The sequence below is a fragment of the Streptomyces dengpaensis genome (genome assembly GCF_002946835.1).
GTDB lineage: Bacteria > Actinomycetota > Actinomycetes > Streptomycetales > Streptomycetaceae > Streptomyces > Streptomyces dengpaensis.
Genome location: NZ_CP026652.1, coordinates 7,774,379 through 7,791,521 on the forward strand (window position 1 = coordinate 7,774,379; position 17,143 = coordinate 7,791,521).

Annotated in this window: 15 protein-coding genes; 5 read left to right on the forward strand and 10 right to left on the reverse strand. The window is 71.6% G+C overall.

The annotated features are described in order from the left end of the window. Positions 1-65: 65 nt before the first annotated feature. Both C4B68_RS36260 and C4B68_RS36265 read right to left on the reverse strand, forming a co-directional pair. On the reverse strand, positions 66-581 hold the full coding sequence (locus C4B68_RS36260; RefSeq protein ID WP_099503254.1) for an ATP-binding protein: 516 nt from the start codon (positions 579-581) through the stop codon (positions 66-68). 419 nt (positions 582-1,000) lie between these two features. Then, on the reverse strand, positions 1,001-1,324 hold the full coding sequence (locus C4B68_RS36265; RefSeq protein WP_099503252.1) for a hypothetical protein: 324 nt from the start codon (positions 1,322-1,324) through the stop codon (positions 1,001-1,003). A 341-nt stretch (positions 1,325-1,665) separates the two neighbouring features. On the opposite strand from C4B68_RS36265, the gene C4B68_RS36270 reads away from it, so the two are divergent. Further along, positions 1,666-2,817: a PLP-dependent cysteine synthase family protein gene (locus C4B68_RS36270; protein ID WP_180289307.1), complete on the forward strand. Its 1,152-nt coding sequence runs from the start codon at positions 1,666-1,668 to the stop codon at positions 2,815-2,817. A 62-nt stretch (positions 2,818-2,879) separates the two neighbouring features. Here the strand turns inward: C4B68_RS36270 and C4B68_RS36275 are convergent, their stop codons facing one another. Both C4B68_RS36275 and C4B68_RS36280 read right to left on the reverse strand, forming a co-directional pair. Beyond that, entirely contained in the window at positions 2,880-3,359 is a 480-nt protein-coding gene (locus C4B68_RS36275; protein WP_099503248.1) for an SRPBCC family protein, read from the reverse strand. A gap of 118 nt (positions 3,360-3,477) precedes the next feature. Continuing rightward, entirely contained in the window at positions 3,478-4,308 is an 831-nt protein-coding gene (locus tag C4B68_RS36280; RefSeq protein ID WP_099503246.1) for a DeoR/GlpR family DNA-binding transcription regulator, read from the reverse strand. A gap of 280 nt (positions 4,309-4,588) precedes the next feature. Between C4B68_RS36280 and C4B68_RS36285 the strand changes: the two genes are divergently transcribed. Next, complete coding sequence (locus C4B68_RS36285) at positions 4,589-6,952, forward strand: alpha/beta hydrolase family protein (protein WP_099503244.1); 2,364 nt, start codon at positions 4,589-4,591, stop codon at positions 6,950-6,952. On the opposite strand, the gene C4B68_RS36290 is transcribed toward C4B68_RS36285, so the two are convergent. From C4B68_RS36290 to C4B68_RS36305, 4 genes are all read right to left on the reverse strand, one after another. Further along, positions 6,922-9,354 (reverse strand): right-handed parallel beta-helix repeat-containing protein, encoded by a 2,433-nt coding sequence (locus C4B68_RS36290; protein WP_099503242.1) that lies wholly within the window; start codon positions 9,352-9,354, stop codon positions 6,922-6,924. The genes C4B68_RS36285 and C4B68_RS36290 overlap by 31 nt on opposite strands. A gap of 158 nt (positions 9,355-9,512) precedes the next feature. Continuing rightward, positions 9,513-10,118, reverse strand: coding sequence for an Rv1733c family protein (locus C4B68_RS36295; protein WP_180289306.1), 606 nt, complete (start codon positions 10,116-10,118; stop codon positions 9,513-9,515). A 196-nt stretch (positions 10,119-10,314) separates the two neighbouring features. Continuing rightward, on the reverse strand, positions 10,315-11,139 hold the full coding sequence (locus C4B68_RS36300) for an MOSC domain-containing protein (protein ID WP_099503238.1): 825 nt from the start codon (positions 11,137-11,139) through the stop codon (positions 10,315-10,317). Positions 11,140-11,184: 45 nt separating this feature from the next. Continuing rightward, complete coding sequence (locus C4B68_RS36305) at positions 11,185-11,619, reverse strand: DUF6643 family protein (protein ID WP_099503237.1); 435 nt, start codon at positions 11,617-11,619, stop codon at positions 11,185-11,187. A 301-nt stretch (positions 11,620-11,920) separates the two neighbouring features. On the opposite strand from C4B68_RS36305, the gene C4B68_RS36310 reads away from it, so the two are divergent. Next, the gene (locus C4B68_RS36310) at positions 11,921-13,243 is read left to right on the forward strand and encodes a TerD family protein (protein ID WP_099503456.1); all 1,323 of its coding nucleotides are present in this window, start codon (positions 11,921-11,923) and stop codon (positions 13,241-13,243) included. Positions 13,244-13,247: 4 nt separating this feature from the next. Here the strand turns inward: C4B68_RS36310 and C4B68_RS36315 are convergent, their stop codons facing one another. Further along, complete coding sequence (locus C4B68_RS36315; RefSeq protein ID WP_180289305.1) at positions 13,248-14,423, reverse strand: glycosyltransferase; 1,176 nt, start codon at positions 14,421-14,423, stop codon at positions 13,248-13,250. A gap of 58 nt (positions 14,424-14,481) precedes the next feature. On the opposite strand from C4B68_RS36315, the gene C4B68_RS36320 reads away from it, so the two are divergent. Then, the gene (locus tag C4B68_RS36320) at positions 14,482-15,267 is read left to right on the forward strand and encodes a glutamate racemase (RefSeq protein WP_099503233.1); all 786 of its coding nucleotides are present in this window, start codon (positions 14,482-14,484) and stop codon (positions 15,265-15,267) included. A gap of 105 nt (positions 15,268-15,372) precedes the next feature. Then, positions 15,373-15,918, forward strand: coding sequence for a hypothetical protein (locus C4B68_RS36325; protein ID WP_099503231.1), 546 nt, complete (start codon positions 15,373-15,375; stop codon positions 15,916-15,918). Between the two features lie 29 nt (positions 15,919-15,947). On the opposite strand, the gene C4B68_RS36330 is transcribed toward C4B68_RS36325, so the two are convergent. Further along, the gene (locus C4B68_RS36330) at positions 15,948-17,006 is read right to left on the reverse strand and encodes an O-antigen ligase family protein (RefSeq protein WP_240634580.1); all 1,059 of its coding nucleotides are present in this window, start codon (positions 17,004-17,006) and stop codon (positions 15,948-15,950) included. Positions 17,007-17,143 lie beyond the last annotated feature (137 nt).

Consider the following 17,143-nt stretch of genomic DNA (forward strand, 5'->3'; position numbering starts at 1 on the left):
TCCGTCGTCGAGTGGTGAACGAGCTCCGTCGTCGACCGCTGTACGAGACGGAGGTCACCGCCCGGTCAGCCGACAACGGCGGACCGGGCGGGAGCGTGTTCCGGCCTGCGCTCGTCGACGGCGTGCCTGCGGGTGGTGTCGCGGGCCGCGACGTACGACGGACGGGCGGACGCCACCACGGCCGTCGGCGCCGGAAGCGTGAACCACACGACCTTGCCCGCGTCGCCGTCGGGACGCACTCCCCAGCTCTCGCTCACCGCGGCGACCATCGCGAGGCCGCGTCCGCAGGTGGCGGTGGGGTCGACGTCGTCCCGTATCTCGGGAAGGCGGGGGTCGTGGTCGTGCACCGAGACCGTGAGCCGGTCGAGCAGCAGCTCGATCTCCACGGTGCACAGTTTGTCGGGCTGAGCGTGCCGGTGGACGTTGGTCAGCAGCTCGGTCACGCAGAGCGCGGCCCGGTCGATCAAGGCGTCCAGATGCCAGTAGCGCAACTGCGCAGAGACGATTCTGCGGACCTGGCCGATCCGCGACGGCAGGGCTTGGAGCTCCACCGTGCAATGCCTGCTTGGCTGGCTGATCACGGCTGCGACTCCCCGAATTGAGGTCCGGAAGAAGAAGACGGAGATCGGATCCAGCAGTGTGGCTGAGTGGAACGGCCGCCTGCTGTGGTGGCCGGCGGGCTGGTTCGCAGCGTTATCGCCGGTAAACCCAGAGTGATGTGAGACCAGAGTGACTCAGGGGGTGCCGTCCTGCAACTCGCGGCACTCTCTGCTGGTGCGGGCCCGCGTGAGCCGTCGCGGGGTTGCCCGTGCGGGGCGTCGGCTGCTCGGCTGGTGGTGCCCGCCTCGGGCGTCGGGGATCCGGGGCGGTGTGGTGCCCGCTCGGGCGTCGCGGGTTCCGGAACCGGCCCGGTTCCCGTCTCGGCCGTCGCGGGTCCGGAACCGGCGCGGCTCCCGCTTCGGTCACGGGCCCCCGCTTCAGCCGGCGTGCGGCTCCCGCTTCAGCCGCTGCGCCCCGCCGCCTTGCGTACCGCCTCGATGAACCGGCGCGCCGAGGGCGGCCCCGGTTTGCCGGGCGCGGGGTCGTGTTCGCCGAGGGTGAGGGAGTAACGCGTGCCATTGACGTCCGCCAACGCCCGGTCCTCGTGTGCGAACCAGGGCCTCGACGCGCGCACCGCCTGTACCGGCGCGCTGTCGATCTCGCTGCCGTAACTGGTGAGCAACTGCAGCCTGCCGTCGCTGATCCGGACCTGCCCGGCCCGGGTGAGCGAGCGCAGCCTCTTCCCGATCCGCACGCCCGTGGCCGTGAACTCCGGCTCCGCCATGATGTCCCGCCCCCTAGTGCGCTTCGGCTGTGCTCCGTCGTGATCCCGTGTCGGGCCGTGATCGAGTGTGCACCCGCTCCGATCGCCGCCCCGCGCGATGTGGCCGCCGCACGGAAACCGTCCCGTGCGGTGCAGTCTGCCCGCAGGCAGCCACGAGCACCAGTGCGCATGACGAGGTGGCCGCCCCGGCGGGAGCACACGCCGGGATGCGCCCCCGCCGCCTCGCAACGCCGCCCCCCGGGGTGCCTTTGAGCTGCTCAAAGGTCTGTTTATGCAGGTCCGAAGCGTGCGGAAGGTGCTTATGATCGAGGCGTCCGACCAGCTGAACCGGCGTCGGCGCGATGCGTAAGGAGCCCGCCGTGAGCACCCCACAGCAGACCCGGACCGGCACCCCCCTCGGCACCCTGGACGTCGACCACAGCGACGCGGAGTACCGGATCTGGCTCAAAGAAGCCGTCCGCAAGGTCCAGGCCGACGCCAACCGTTCGGCCGACACGCATCTGCTGCGCTTCCCCCTGCCCGAGAAATGGGGCATCGATCTGTACCTCAAGGACGAGTCGACCCACCCCACCGGCAGCCTCAAGCACCGCCTGGCCCGCTCACTTTTCCTGTACGGCCTGTGCAATGGCTGGATCCGGCCCGGCTGCCCCGTCATCGAGGCGTCCAGTGGCTCGACAGCCGTCTCCGAGGCCTACTTCGCGAAGCTCATCGGCGTCCCCTTCATCGCGGTCATGCCGCGCACGACGAGCGCCGAGAAGTGCCGTCTGATCCAGTTCCACGGCGGGCAGTGCCACTTCGTGGACGACTCGCGCAAGATGTACGAGGAGTCCGCCGCCCTCGCGGTCGAGACCGGCGGCCACTACATGGACCAGTTCACCTACGCCGAACGGGCCACGGACTGGCGCGGAAACAACAACATCGCCGAATCCATCTTCCGCCAGTTGGAGTTGGAACGTTTCCCCGAACCCGCGTGGATCGTCGCCACGGCCGGCACCGGCGGCACCTCGGCGACCCTCGCGCGCTACGTCCACTACATGCAGTGCGACACCCGCATCTGTGTCGCCGACCCGGAGAACTCCTGTTTCTTCGAGGGCTGGACCACCGGCGATCCGGACGTCACCTGCGACTGGGGCTCGCGTATCGAGGGCATCGGCCGGCCGCGCATGGAGCCGAGCTTCGTGCCCGGCGCCATCGACCGGATGATGAAGGTGCCGGACGGGGCGAGCGTCGCGGCCGTACGTGCCCTGGAGCAGGCCATCGGCCGCAAGGCGGGCGGCTCGACCGGCACCGGCCTGTGGAGCGCGCTGAAGATCGTCGCCGAGATGGTGGCGGACGGGCGTACGGGCAGCGTGGTGACGCTCCTGTGCGACCCCGGGGACCGCTATCTCGACAAGTACTACTCGGACACGTGGCTGACCGAGCAGGGGCTGGACATCGCGCCCTACACGGCGGCGATCACGTCGCTGCTGGAGACGGGCGTCTGGCCGGAGTGACCTCGGTCCGGCGTACGCCGGCCTGATCCCGGTCGGGCGTATGACCGTCGCCGGTGGTGACGTCAGTCGTGCGTCGACGCCAGTCGCCGGTCCAGCGCCGTCACCGCGTCGCGGAACGCGCGGCCCAAGCCTGCCCGGCCCAGACGGAGAGCCATTCGGAAGAAAGCCGTCCCGTCGGCGGCGAAGGTCCACCGCACCCGGGTGCCCGTCCCGGCGGGCGTGAGCCGCCACTCCTCGACCAGGGCGCGGGCCCCGGGCGCGTTCGTGACGTCCACCCGGTACGCGTACACCTTGGGGGCCTCGGCCACGAGGACCGTCTCCTCGAAACGCGTGCCGCCCCTGAGCCGGACCTCGCGCCCGGAGCCGTCGGCGGTAGGCCGGGCGGACGTCACCGCCGAGAACCACTCGCTCCAGCCGGGCACGTCCTCGGCCAGCGCACGGAAGACCGCCTCCGGAGGGGCGGCCACTTCCCGGGCGAACACCAGACGCAGCGGAGCGGTCTCGACGAAGTCGAGTCCCACCGGACGCAGACGGCGTGCCATGGACAAAACCCCCTGGCGTGATCGGAGTTCCGGGCGGCGACGGGCATGACGTGGGCGCGCCCGCTGCGCGAGCGGCGTCGAGTGCGTCGCGGGCAGCGTCACCATAGCTGGCGGACCGTCAGATGTCTGTACGGTCTTCGGGTTCACCGGCGACCACCAGGCGCCGCAGGTGTTCCGCTATCTCCGCGCGTGCCTCGGCGGGCAGCCCGGCATCGGTGACCAGTGTGTCGATCTGCTCGAGCGCGGCGAACGAACTCAGGCCCACCGTGCCCCACTTGGTGTGGTCGGCGACCACGATGACACGCCGCGCGGACTGCACGAGTCGCCGGTTGGTCTCGGCCTCGGCCAGGTTCGGCGTCGACAGGCCCGCCTCGACCGATATGCCGTGCACGCCGAGGAACAGCACATCGAAGTGGAGCGCCGCGATGGCCTGGTCGGCCACGGGCCCGACGAGGGAGTCGGAGGGCGTACGCACCCCACCGGTCAGGACGACCGTGGCGGCGCCCTGCCGCTGACCCGAGGTGCGCTGCGCCGAGTGGAACACGTCCGCCACGCGCACCGAGTTGGTGACCACGGTCAGGTCGGGGACGTCCAGAAGCTGGTGGGCCAGCGCGTACGTCGTCGTACCGCCCGAGAGCGCGATCGCCGAGCCCGGCGCGACCAACTCGGCCGCGGCGCGCGCGATGTCCTCCTTGGCGGTCAGCTCCAGAGCCGACTTGGCCTCGAACCCCGGCTCGTGCGTGCTCGCCTCGACGACCGGCACCGCGCCGCCGTGCACCTTCTCCAGGACGCCCTGACGGGCGAGAGCGTCGAGGTCGCGGCGGACCGTCATGTCGGAGACGCCGAGCTTCCGCGTCAGCTCGTTCACACGGACGCCACCGCGGCGACGCACCTCGTCGATGATCAGGGCGCGACGCTGCTCCGCGAGGAGGTTCTGATTCTCACTCACGCCCGCTCCGGTCCTTTCGCCACTGGCTGCCCGACACTTCGCCCAAACCCGCTCCCACGTGGACATTCTCCGTTCCCGAGGCCGGGAGGGCGTTCCATCCTCGCACGGCCCGCCGACAGTGGCGCGACTGCCCGTACCGACACCGGATCCCCTCTCGTTTCGGCGCTGTCACACGTATCGGGGAGATTCCGTGAGTTCGGGTGTGCGCACTTCCCGGAGCGGAGATCCTTGTGCCTGCTCATGACACGCCATACGCGCGGCACGGGGGAAGTGCAGAACAGTGGAACGTGTACGACGAGAACGCGCCTCGACGGGGGAGCTCGACACCCCCGCACAGCGGCCCGAAGGGTCCGAGACCGACCTGGAACTCCTGGTCCACGGCGTCGGCGGTACCACACCAGAGGAGATGCTGAACGATCCGCGGACGGTCAGGATCACCGGCGACACGACAGCGGCCGTCTACCGGCGCGCCGACGACGTCCACGCGGAGACGCGCCCCGACGACTACCGCGGCGGACCGGTGCGCGAGGCCTACGTGTGGTCCAACCTCACCTCGGGCAACGGCACCCGCGCCCTGTGGCTGTTGCTGCTGCCCTTCATGGTGGTCAACCTCGCGCACTGGATGCGCCCCACCACCCGCGGCCGCAAGCGGACGATCCGCCTGTACGGCCTGCTCGTCCGCCTCGCCGGAGTCACCCTCACGGTGCTGCTGGTCGCCGCCGTCTGCGAGGTCGCCCTCGACCTGGCCGCCTGGCAGTGCGCGGGCACGCGCGCGTGCGCCCGCGAGCACACCTGGCTGAGCTTCCTCTCACCGTCCGGCTCCGACGACGGCTGGTGGAGCCAGCCGGGCCGCCGCCTCGCCCTGGCCTGCCTGGTGCCCGCCGCGCTGACCGGCCTCCTGTGGTACCTGTCCCACCGCACCTGGAGCGCGTACGAGTCGCAGCAGCCGATGTCCCGCGGGGCCGAACCCGACGACGAGACCGGCCGCACCGGGCTCGGCCGACCCGGTTTCTGGTACGGGCGCCGCCTGGTGGCCCGGCTGCGCGCCGCGCACACCGCCGCGGGCTTCCTGACGGTCGCCGCGGCGGTCGGCACCTCTGCGGCCCGCTACGACCGCGCCCCCGGCGGTCCCGCCGTACTCGACGCACTGGGGTGGCTCCTGGACGCAACCCTCGTTGTGGGAGCGGCCGTTGTGCTCTGGGTCGTCTGCCGTCGCGGGCGCAGCGAGAACCGGCTGGACCAGGAACTGGACCGCACCCTCGTGCGCTGGCTGCCCTTGGGCGCGATCGTGCTGCTCATCCTGACGCTGGTGTACGCCGGGTGGTCACGGCCGGACTGGCACTCGGCCGGGCGACTGCCCGGCGACATGACCTTCGGTGGCATCGCCCTCGTCCAGGGGCTGCTTGTCATCGCGCTCGGCGTGGTGGCCCACATCCTGTACCGCGCCCTCCCCAACACGCGCACCGCGCTGCGCGGCCTCGCCGGACCCGCCGTCGCGATGCTCGCCTGCGCGCTGGGCGGCGTGATGTCCGGCGGAGTGTCGCAGCGCGTCGCCGACTGGCTGGACGGCACCCGGCAGTCGATCCCGGGCCCGCCCGTCCTGCTGACCTGGCAGGCCTCGGCGATCCCGCCGCTGCTCCTCGTGCTCGTCGTCCTCATCGGCCGGCTGGCCTGGCGCACCTGGAATCTCCGGCGCCGGGAGATGAGCACCGTGAAGGCCGACTACAAGGGAGAGGCCAAGGACACCGCCCGCACCCGCCGCATCGCGAGCACGCGCGCGGTGGCCGCGCTCACGGACCGGGCGCCCCTCATGGTCGGCGTCATCTCGTCCGTGACGCTGCTCCTGGGCACCGGAGCCCTGGCGGGCGCCCTGGCGACCGAGGACCCTCCGGGCGAGGCCGCGCGGGGGACGTACGCCTTCGTCCGGGGCGCCGCCGAGACCGCGGAGGCGCTGGGCTCCTGGCTGATCGGCTTCGGCTTCATACTGTTCGTCACCTGGGGCCGCCGCGCCTACAAAGATCCCGCCGCCCGTCGCACCATCGGCATCCTGTGGGACGTCGGCACGTTCTGGCCGCGCGCCGCCCACCCCTTCGCACCGCCCTGCTACGCCGAGCGCGCCGTGCCCGACCTGACCTGGCGCATGGCCACCTGGACCCGTGCCACCGGCGGACGTCTCGTGGTGTCCGGGCACTCCCAGGGCAGCGTGCTGGCGGCCGCCGCGGCCTGGCAGCTGAAGCCCTCGGAACGCAAACGGGTCGCCCTGCTCACCTACGGCTCACCGCTGGAGCGCCTGTACGGGCGCTGGTTCCCGGCCCACTTCGGCACGGCCGCCCTGACCTCGCTGCACCGCGAGGTCGCCTGCTGGCGCAATCTGTACCGCCTGACCGACCCCATCGGGGGACCCGTCCGGCTGCCCGGCGACTGCGGTCCCCAGGTCGACAGCGAGCCCTTCAAGGACCCGCTCGCCCATGGACGCACCGAACGGCAGCCGCTGCCCGCGCCGATCCTCGGGCACTCCGACTACCAGGCGGACCCGGCCTTCGCCGAGGAACGGGAACGGCTGCTGTCGCGGCTGCGGCCGGACGTGCCGGGCCCACGTCCCGAAGGGGACGCTCAGGGCAGCTCCGGCAGGTCTTCCGGATAGAGCAGCGTGAGGTCGTCCGTGCTCGGCTCGTCGAGTTGGGCGACCCGCCCCGCGTGCCGCTCCACCATCGCCTCGAAGGTCTGCCGCGCGGTGCGGCCGTTGCCGAACGCGGGTCCCTTCGGGATGGCCGTGAAGTACTTCAGCAGGGCCTCGGCCGCGCCCGGGGCAAGCCGGTACTCGTGTTCCTCGGCCTGCTGCTCCACGATCCGCAGCAGTTCCTCGGGGATGTAGTCGCTGAAGGTGATGGTCCGTGAGAAGCGGGATGCCACACCGGGGTTGACGGTGAGGAACCGCTCCATCTCGGCCGTGTAGCCCGCGACGATCACGACCACCGCCTCCCGGTGGTCCTCCATCAGCTTCACGAGCGTGTCGATGGCCTCGCGCCCGAAGTCGCGGCCGGAGTCCTCAGGCGACAGCGCGTACGCCTCGTCGATGAACAGCACGCCGCCGCGCGCCCGGTCGAACGCCTCCTGGGTACGGATCGCCGTGGAGCCGATGTGCTCGCCGACCAGGTCCACCCGGGACACCTCGACGAGATGGCCCTTCTCCAGGACGCCGAGCGAGGCGAGGATCTCGCCGTACAGCCGGGCGACCGTCGTCTTGCCGGTGCCTGGGGAGCCCGTGAAGACCAGGTGGCGGCGGACGGATGCCGCCTTGAGGCCCGCCTCCTGCCGTCGGCGCCCCACCTCGATCATGTCGGTGAGGGCCCGCACCTCGCGCTTGACGCTCTCCAGGCCCACCAGCGCGTCGAGTTCACCGAGAACGGCCTTCGACGTGCGCGCCGGCTCCACGGGCTCCGCGGCGGGGACGAGAGGTTCCTGCTCGGTGGTGCGCTGGCCGGGGATCGCACCCAGCAGACTCGGCGACGGGCCAGACGTCTGTACGGCTGTCTCGTGCATCGGGGGCCTGAGGCCGGCGCTCTCGTCGCTCGTGCAGTCCTCGACGACCGGGCCGCCGCCCGCGCCCTGCGCCGCGCCGTCGGCGAACTCGTAACCGCCGCGCGCACATCGCTCCGTACGGCACTTCTTCAGCGTCGCACGGCAGCCGTCGATCACATGGAAGCCATAGCCTCCGCTGTCCGTCACACGGCAGTTGAGGAAACTGCCCCGGCCACCCGCCGACACATAGAAACCCGCCTCGGCCGGTGAGGTGACCGTGCAGCGCTCGATGGTGGGATCGGCGCCCTTGGTGACGATCACGCCGGTCTGCGTGCCGTCCACGGTGCATCCGGACAGCGTGCCCCCGCTGCCGTGGTCACGGAACCAGGCGCCCGTCGCGGCGTCCCGGATACGGCAGTCGTCGAGCTGCGCGGTCGCGCCGTCGCTCACCGAGACGGCCGTGTTGCGCACCTGCGAGAGGTCGCTGTCGACGACGTCCGCGCGCGAACCGCGGTCGAGGACGAACAGGGCGTCCGGCACGTCGTGCACCCGGCACGAGTCGAGCACCGCGGTCGCGCCGTCGCTGACCCACACCGCGGGGTAGTCGCCCGTACTGTCGAAGATCTCGCACTGGTTGGCGTCCACGCGCGTGCCCGGGTCCCACACCGACAGGCCGTTGCGCCCGAACTGCCGCACGCTCGTGCGCGTCAGCGTGAGGACCGAGCGCGAACGCAGATCCACCGCGTTCTCCGGGATGTCGTGGATGCGGCAGTCGGCGAGGGTGAGCACCGCGTCCGTGTCGAGGGTGACGCCGTCGGCAGTCGTACGGTGCACATCGCAGTCGGTGAGATGAGCCGTGGCCCGCCCGGTGACCTGCACCCCGGAACCCTTGACCTCGTACACCTCGCAACCGACCGCCTCCAGCGAGGAGTTCTCACCGGTGGCCGACAGGCCCGCTCCGGAGGCGTGGTGAACCCGGCAGCGCTCCAGGCGCGGTCGGGCACCCCCGCGGACCGCGACGCCGGACTGACCGGCCGCGACGACCTCGCACTCCTCGAACACCCCACCGCCGCCGTCGAGTACGGCGATGCCCATTCCGGCCGGATTGTCGACCGTGCAGCGGCGCACGGTCGGGCGGGCGCCGCCGCGCACCTCGATCCCGGCAGCGGACCGCGTGACGATCCGCACGTCCAGGAGCTCGGGAGTGCCCTCCTCGACGAGCAGCGCGGGCGCCGCCGAGTCCTGGCCCTCCACATGCAGGTCCTGGATCACGGCGGAGGCACGCACGGTCAGCGGCACCCCGTCCAGCGGCGCGATGCGCACGGAGCCGGGGGAGCCCTCGGGGCCGCGCAGCGTCACCGCGCGCTGCACCAGCAGGTTCTCCCGGTAGGTACCGGGGGCTACGGTGAGCACGTCGCCGTCTGCCGCGGCCTCCAAGGCGGCGGCCAGCGATGCGTACTCTCCCGTGCGGCGCCGCCACCGCGAGGTGCCGGTGTGCGTCACCTGGACCGTGCCCTGTGCCATGGCGTTGTCGTGCCCCCACCTCGTCGTACGCGGGTCCTGCGAGGCCGTACTGAAACCCCGTCGGGATCAAGGACAGCCTCTCACGACGGTGCCGAACAGTTCGGCCGGTCCACCGTAGCGTGCGCGGGGACGCCGGGTTGACCGGAGCCGCAAGGCGGTCAGCTGCCGGTACCGGTCCTGCCCCAGTCGGGGCCCGCCTTGTCCCAGGCCTGGTCCCAACGGGCGTACCGGCGCCGGACCATGCGCCAGACGATCAGCCGTCTGCCGGCCTCGACGAGCCCTGCCGTCATCAGGGCCGCGCCGCATCCGGCCAGTACGGCGTGCGTCGTCGCGGTGGCACTGTCCAGTGGGCGGCTGACTATTCGGCCGTGGGAATCGGTCCATAACGTGAAGTCGTCCCCGGGGCGGGGGGACTTGAGGGCGGCGATCACCGTGCCGTGACGTGCGGTGCCGTCCGGCGCCGTCCAGTCGGCCAGGACACGGCTGTGGGCGTTCCGTGCCGACGATGATTCGGGGTCGGCCTCCAGCGGGCCGCGGGACAGTTTCCTGACGACGGTGGCCCGCACCTCGTGGCGGTGGTGACGCTGGTCCCGCACGGACTGCTGCAGGGCGTCCTGGGCGGTGGCCGCGACGACGGCGCCGACGAGGGGCGCGGCGACGAGGGCGATCATGACGGCCGCCAGGGCCAGCCCGGCCTCGGCGAGATCGGTCGTGCGGCGCAGTGGATTGTGCCGCCAGCGCCAGAGCCCGCTGATAGCTCGCACCGTCCCGCACCCCCCTTCCGCGTCCGTGATAACCCGCAGCCGAGCCGTTCACGCGAGAGCCCCGGGAAGAGAGAGTGAAATCACCTCGGCCATGGGTCTCTCATGAACTTCTCATAAAGTCTCAACGTCTCAACGACCGTGACCGGGGCCCGGGTTCCCTTCGCGGGCCCTCATTCGCCGACGCCGATCGCGCGGGCTATTCGAGGACGGTGACCGGATCGCCGACACGCACCGTGCCGGTGGACTCGGGGACCAGGTTCTGCCCGAAGACCAACTTGCCGCCGAAACGGCGGTGCCGGCCGAGGGTGCGCAGCGGCTCCTTGCCGCGCTCGGCCGTGCTCTGGTCGGTGGTGGTGACGACGCATCGGCCGCACATCTTGGCGATCCGGAAGATGACCTCACCGATGGCGATCCGGGACCAGTCGTCCTCGGCCCAGGCTTCCGTGCCCGAAACCACCACGTTCGGGCGGAACCGGTTCATCGGGAGTGGACCCTCATGGGCCTGATCGCCCAGCGCGATCGAGGAGTTGAGGGCGTCCAGTGAGGCCAGCGTGGTGACGAGCAGGGGATAACCGTCGGCGAAGCTCACGGTCTCGCCCGGGTGTGCGAAGTCCGGATCGATGGGGCGGCGGGTGGCGGGATCGTCCATGTGGACGAGGCGCACCTCGGTGCCCAGATAGTCGCTGCACCAGACGTGCGCGGCGGCTTCGGCCAGGACGGCTTCCACCTTGTCCCCGAAGATGTCCACCGTCGTCGTGCCGATCGGCTCCGGCACGGCGACGCTCACCGCATCACGACCCTGTGCGGACAGCCGTATGCCGCCGCCGGGCAGTAGCTCGGCGGCGGCCAGCGCCAGACGCGCGTGCTGGCGCTGGGTGACGACCTTTCCCCCGTCGTCGATCAGGACCCAGCGCCGGTCCCCGGCCAGACCCCAGGGCTCCACGACAGCCTCCCGGAGCGACTGGCCCCGGAACGCCTTGGCCGGATGGATGTGGATTGAGTGCAGCTCCGCGTTCCCCATGACTTCCATGGTGCCAGCAGGCACTGACAATCCCGAACGAATGCCTCAGTAGCCGCGGTACTGCTGACCGTTGTACGGATCTTGGTAGGGAGCCGGAGCGGGACGGGGAGCCGCGGGGCGCATGGCCTCGTAGCCCGTGCCGGCCGCCATCGGGCGCGGCTGCTGCGGCGGCTGGGCGCCCGGGTAACCGCGCGGTCCCGCCGCCTGCTGCGGAATGTACGGCGCGGGGGCCTGTTGCAGCGGCGCGGGATGCTGGGCCTGCGGGTAGCCGTAGGAGGGAGCCTGATGGGAGGGTCCGGCGGGCAGGGCGGGCAGCGCCGACGGAAGGGCAGGCAGATGGCTGCCCGTGTCGTAGGCGGCGGGAACCCGGATCGGAGCGATCTGGGGGGTACCCCGTTCGGCGACGAGGGAGTCGTAGATCGGGGTGTCCTGGAAGGCGGAGTAGTAACCGCCGCCATAGGTGGAGCGGGGGGAGGTCATGGCACATAAGTTAAGCCCACGATGTGCTGGTTGGGGAGACCGATAAGAGGGTTCTTTTCCGTGTCGGCAGTGACTCGGGATCCCCAATGCGAGCGAACTCGGCGAAAAAGGGCGCCAAACGGGGTTTGGGTCGCGTAAAGGCCGAGTTCCTGGCGGGTTACCGGCGGTTGGCCATGGAGTGTTCCTGTGCGAGGCATGGGAGTTCGATGGGTCGGGGGATTAGGTTTGGCGGGAAACGGGGCCGGCGCACCGCCCGAGGCGCGGACCGGCGCGGAGACACGCGATGGGGGCGTACATGTCCATGCCTAAGGGATCGAATGTTGCCGTCCCGACGACCGCACTACGCGTCGAATTGGGATGGCGTTCAGGACCCGGAGTGCCCGACGCGGATGCCTCCGCGCTGTTGCTGGTGTCCGGAAAGGTGCGTTCGGACGGCGACTTCGTCTTCTACAACCAGCCGGCGCACGCCTCCGGCGCCGTGCGGCACGAGGGCAAGCGGGACGCGGGGGGCCAGGTGACCGACGCGCTGGTCGTCGACCTCACGCGCGTGGAGCCCGCGATCGAGACCGTGGTGCTGGCCGCCTCGACGGACGGCGGCAGCTTCGGACAGGTTCCGGGCCTGCACATCCGGGTGCTCGACACGCAGGGGGGCACGGAGGTCGCGCGTTTCGACAGCGCCGACGCGACCGTTGAGACCGCCTTCGTGCTCGGCGAGTTCTACCGGCGTCAGGGCGCCTGGAAGTTCCGTGCCGTCGGGCAGGGCTACGGCAGCGGACTCGAAGGACTGGCCACGGACTACGGGATCACGGTGGACGAGCCGCAGCACGCCGCACCACCCGTGCCCGGCACGCGGGTGCAGGGTCCGCCGCCCGTGGCTCCACCGATGACCCCGCCTCCACCGATGACCCCGCCTCCGGCGGTGGCCCCGCCCGTGACCCCGCCGCCGCCCCTGATGGTTCCGCCGCCCGCCTCTCCCGCGGCCCCGGTGCGCCTGACCAAGGTCACGCTCACGAAGGAGGCTCCTTCGGTCTCGCTGACCAAGCAGGGCGGTACGTCCGGTGCCCTGCGCGTGAACCTCAACTGGCAGGTGCGCAAACAGTTCTCCGGGTGGGGCAGCAAACTGGGCCGGGCCGTCGCGATGCACGCCGACCTCGACCTCGACCTGTGCGCCCTGTACGAGTTGTCCGACGGCAGCAAGGGTGTGGTCCAAGCACTCGGCAACGCCTTCGGGGCGCTGCACCAGCCGCCGTACATCCATCTCGACGGCGACGACCGCACCGGCGCCGTGGCCAGTGGCGAGAACCTGTCGATCAACCTCGACCACACACGGAGCTTCCGGCGCATCCTCATCTTCGTGACCATCTACGAAGGAGCGCGATCCTTCGCCGACCTGCACGCCACGGTCACCCTCCAGCCGCTGAACGGAGCTCCGGTCGACTTCTCGCTCGACGAGTGCACGGTGCCCTCGACCGTCTGCGCCCTCGCCCTCATCACCAACCACGGCGGCGACCTGGTCGTCCAGCGCGAGGCCCGCTATCTGGTCCCCGAGCGCGGCGTGAGCCCGCAGCGCACCGTCGACTACGCCTACGGGTGGGGCATGAACTGGACTCCCGGCAGGAAGTGAGCCGTCAGCTCTCGTCGAGGGCGGTGTCGGGGCGCGCGTAGGTGCGGCCCTTCCAGGCCGCGCCGCGCCCCCTGTAGTGCTGCACCGCGGAATCGACCGTCATGAGGAGGTACAAAAACGCGGTGACCGGCAGCAGCGGAGCAAGCCACAGCGGCTGCCGGTAGTAGCGGAGCATCGGCACATACGTCGCCGTCATCAACAGCCACGCGAGCCCTCCGGCCGTCGCCACCCCCGCATTCCCCGTGGCCAGACCGACGCCGAGAGCGGCCGGCGGCACCAGGTAGACCACGGCAAGACCGGCGACCGTACCGGCGAGCAGCAGCGGGTTGTGCCGCAGCTGGGCGTACGCGCTGCGCGAGACCATCCGCCACAGGTCGTGCAGGCGCGGATACGGCCGCACGCTGTCCACCCGCTCGGCGAGCCCCAGCCAGATGTGACCCCCGCCGCGCTTGACCGCCCGGGCGAGCGCCACGTCGTCGATGACGGCATGCCGGATCGCCTCCGGAATCCGCGCCCGCTCCGCGGCGTCCGCGCGCAGCAGCACGCATCCGCCCGCCGCGGCCGCCGTCCGCGAGCCGGCCACCGCGATGCGGCGGAAGGGGTAGAGCTGCGCGAAGAAGTAGACGAAGGCGGGCACGACGAGCCTCTCCCACACGCTCTCCACGCGCAGCCGCGCCATCTGCGAGACGAGGTCGTAGCCACCGGTGCGCGCCGCCGCCACCAATTGGCGCAGGCTGTCCGGGGCGTGGGCGATGTCCGCGTCCGTCAGCAGCAGATATTCGGGTGCACGCGCGCGTGCCAGGCCGATGCCGTGACGCACCGCCCAGAGCTTGCCCGTCCAGCCCGCGGGCGGCTCCCCGGGCGAGCCGACGGTCAGCGGCAGCCCGCCGTGCGTGCGCGCGAGCTCATGGGCGAGCTGCCCGGTGCCGTCCGAACTGCCGTCGTCGACAAGGAAGACCTCGGCCCGCCCCGGATAGTCCTGCGCGAGCAGCGACGGCAGGCTCTCGGGCAGGACGGTGGCCTCGTCCCGCGCAGGGACGACGACACAGACCGACGGCCAGTCGTCCGGCTCTCCGAGCGGTGGCAGCCGTACATCCGTACGCCAGAAAAGGCCCTGGCCGAGCAGCAGCCACAGCCACGCGGCCAGTGATCCCACAGCGGTCCACACAACGGCGCTCACCCGCCGCAGTCTGCCCCACCCCAGCCGCCCGTTGAGGCGCATCGTCTAAGGTGACCGGGTGAAGATCGCGCTCATGGACTCCGGTATCGGACTGCTCGCTGCTGCCGCCGCGGTACGTCGACTGCGGCCCGACGCCGATCTCGTGCTCTCCTCGGACCCCGGCAGCATGCCCTGGGGACCCCGCACGCCCGAAGACGTGACCGCACGAGCCCTGGCCGTCGCCGAGGCCGCCGCGCAGCACCGGCCGGACGCGCTGATCGTCGCCTGCAACACCGCCTCCGTGCGCGCCCTGCCCGCGCTGCGCGCCCGCCTGGAGCCGGAGGTGCCCGTCATCGGCACGGTCCCGGCGATCAAGCCGGCCGCGGCCGGTGGCGGCCCTGTCGCGATCTGGGCCACGCCCGCCACCACCGGCAGCCCTTACCAGCGGGGACTCATCCGCGAGTTCGCGGATGGAGTAACCGTCACCGAAGTGGCCTGCCCCGGGCTCGCCGACGCGGTGGAACACGCGGATCAGGCGGCCATCGACGCCGCGATCGCCGCGGCCGCGGCGCGCACTCACGAGGATGTGAGGGCCGTCGTCCTGGGCTGCACCCATTACGAGCTGGTCGCCGAGCGCATCCGCGCGGCCGTACAGCAGCCCGGCCGCCCGCCGCTCGTGCTGCATGGCTCCGCCGGGGCGGTCGCCGCCCAGGCGCTGCGCAGGATCGGTGAGCTCCCGGACGCCGAGGCCATCGCCGACTCCGTCGTCACGGTGCTCCGCAGCGGCCGCGAGGGCGCGCTGCCCGCGACCGCGCTGGAGTACGAGGAAGGCCGCCTGCTGACCTCGGTCAGCCCCGCACGCTGACCGACGGTCACCGGCCGAAACCCTCCGTACGGCGATCGTCCACCCGGAGCAGTAACACTCCGCAACCCGGTGCCGTCGCAGCGGAAGCTGAGTAGTCTCAAGGCCATGAGGGACCATCCCCACGGCGAAAACTCCGCGAACCCGGAGATCTGGACCGGGCGCGCGACCAACCGCGTCCAGTGGCTGCCCGCGCTCGCCGGTGCCGCCTGCCTGGCCCTCGGCATCGAGCTGGCCGTCAACTCCGCGTGGGCGCCGGACACCGCCCCGCTCGCCATGTCCGTCGTCGGATGCATCGCGGCGGGACTGCTCATCCTCTTCGGCACGCTCGCTTTCGTGCACGTCTCCGTGAAGGTCGACAAGGACTCCCTCGAGGTGCGCTGCGGCCACATCGGTCTGCCGCGCCGCCACATCCCGCTGTCGGACGTCGTCGGCGCCGACTTCGAGCCGCGCGTCACGCCTCGCCAGTGGGGTGGGTGGGGCTACCGCTGGCGGCCGGACAAGGGAACCGCCGTCATCGTCCGGCGCGGCGAGGGCGTGGTGCTGCAGCTCAGTGACGGCCACACCTTCACGATCACGGTGGACAACGCGGAGGTGATGGTGAGGATCATCCGTGCCCGTCTGCGCCCGCCCACTTCCGGCAACCTGGTCTGACCCGGACTGCCTGCCGCGACGCACCCCGCTTACGGTTCCAGACGGTCGCCGTGGGGACGTTCCGCGCCGTCCATGACGTGCTCCGGCCCCTCGTAGGTCAGCGGCCGTGCCGTCGCGATCCCCGCGAGCAGGCCCGCACCGGCGGTCACCGTGGTGAAGCTCAGCGCGTTGCCGATCGACGCGATGGCGGCCAGCGCCGTCAGGGCCGCGCCCGCCGTCAGCGCGATCGGCGTGGCACGCGGCGTGCGCCAGAGCGCGTACAGGACCCAGCAGAACACCGCCGCGAGCAGGGCCACTCCGATCACGCCCTGCTCGGCCGCCTGCTGCAGCGACGCGGAGTGGGGCTTGCCGTCGGGAACCAGCGACTGCGTGACCGTCGGGCTGAGTTCTCCGTAGCGCCCGGGCCCCACGCCCAGTTCCGGTTCCTGCCGGGCCATGCTGAGCGCGTCGTGCCAGAGCAGGACCCGGTGCTGGGTGAGATGCCCTTCCAAGGAGACGGACAGGCCGTCGGGCAGCACGTCCTCGGCGATCGCCCAGGTCGTTCCCGTCACCAGCGCCGCGGCGAGCGCGAGGCCCCCGAGTCCCAGGGCGCGGCTGCGCATACGGGCGGCGGCCAGCGAGCACAGCAGGACCCCGGCGCAGGTGACGAACCCCGTGGTCGACCCCAGCACCGCCGCGGTCACCGTGATCCCGGCGGCCAGCAGCCTCAGTGTAAGGCGCAGCGCCGGCGGACGTGCTGCCCAGGCCGCGCAGCACGCGGCTCCGGTGGCGAGGGTGAGCAGTGCGGTCGTGGCGCCCGTGTGTCCGAGCTGCCAGGTGATCTGCGGGCCGGGAGTGGCGATCGCCAGGCCCAGTCCAGCGAGCGCGCCGGCACACGGAGCGGCGACCGGCAGGAGCGCCCCGAGGATCCGCCCCGAGGCGTATCCGGCCGCCACGGCGAGCACCGCCAGCAGGACTCCCTCGGGCCTGCCGCCGTGCGCGGCCGCCGTGATCAAGGACCAGACGGCGCACGCCGCGAGCACGATCATGCCCGTGGCATCCGATGCGTTGCGTCTCTCGCCCGCCGCCGCATCGGCCGTGGACGTCATCCCCGTGGACCTCATCCCGTCGCCCCCCGACTCTGACGGGCCCCGGTCGTCGTGGCCGTATCCGGCCGCACGTCAGAGGCTCGGGCACACCGTAACGGGTGATGCGACGGTTTGTGGACACGTTGCGCAGGAACGTT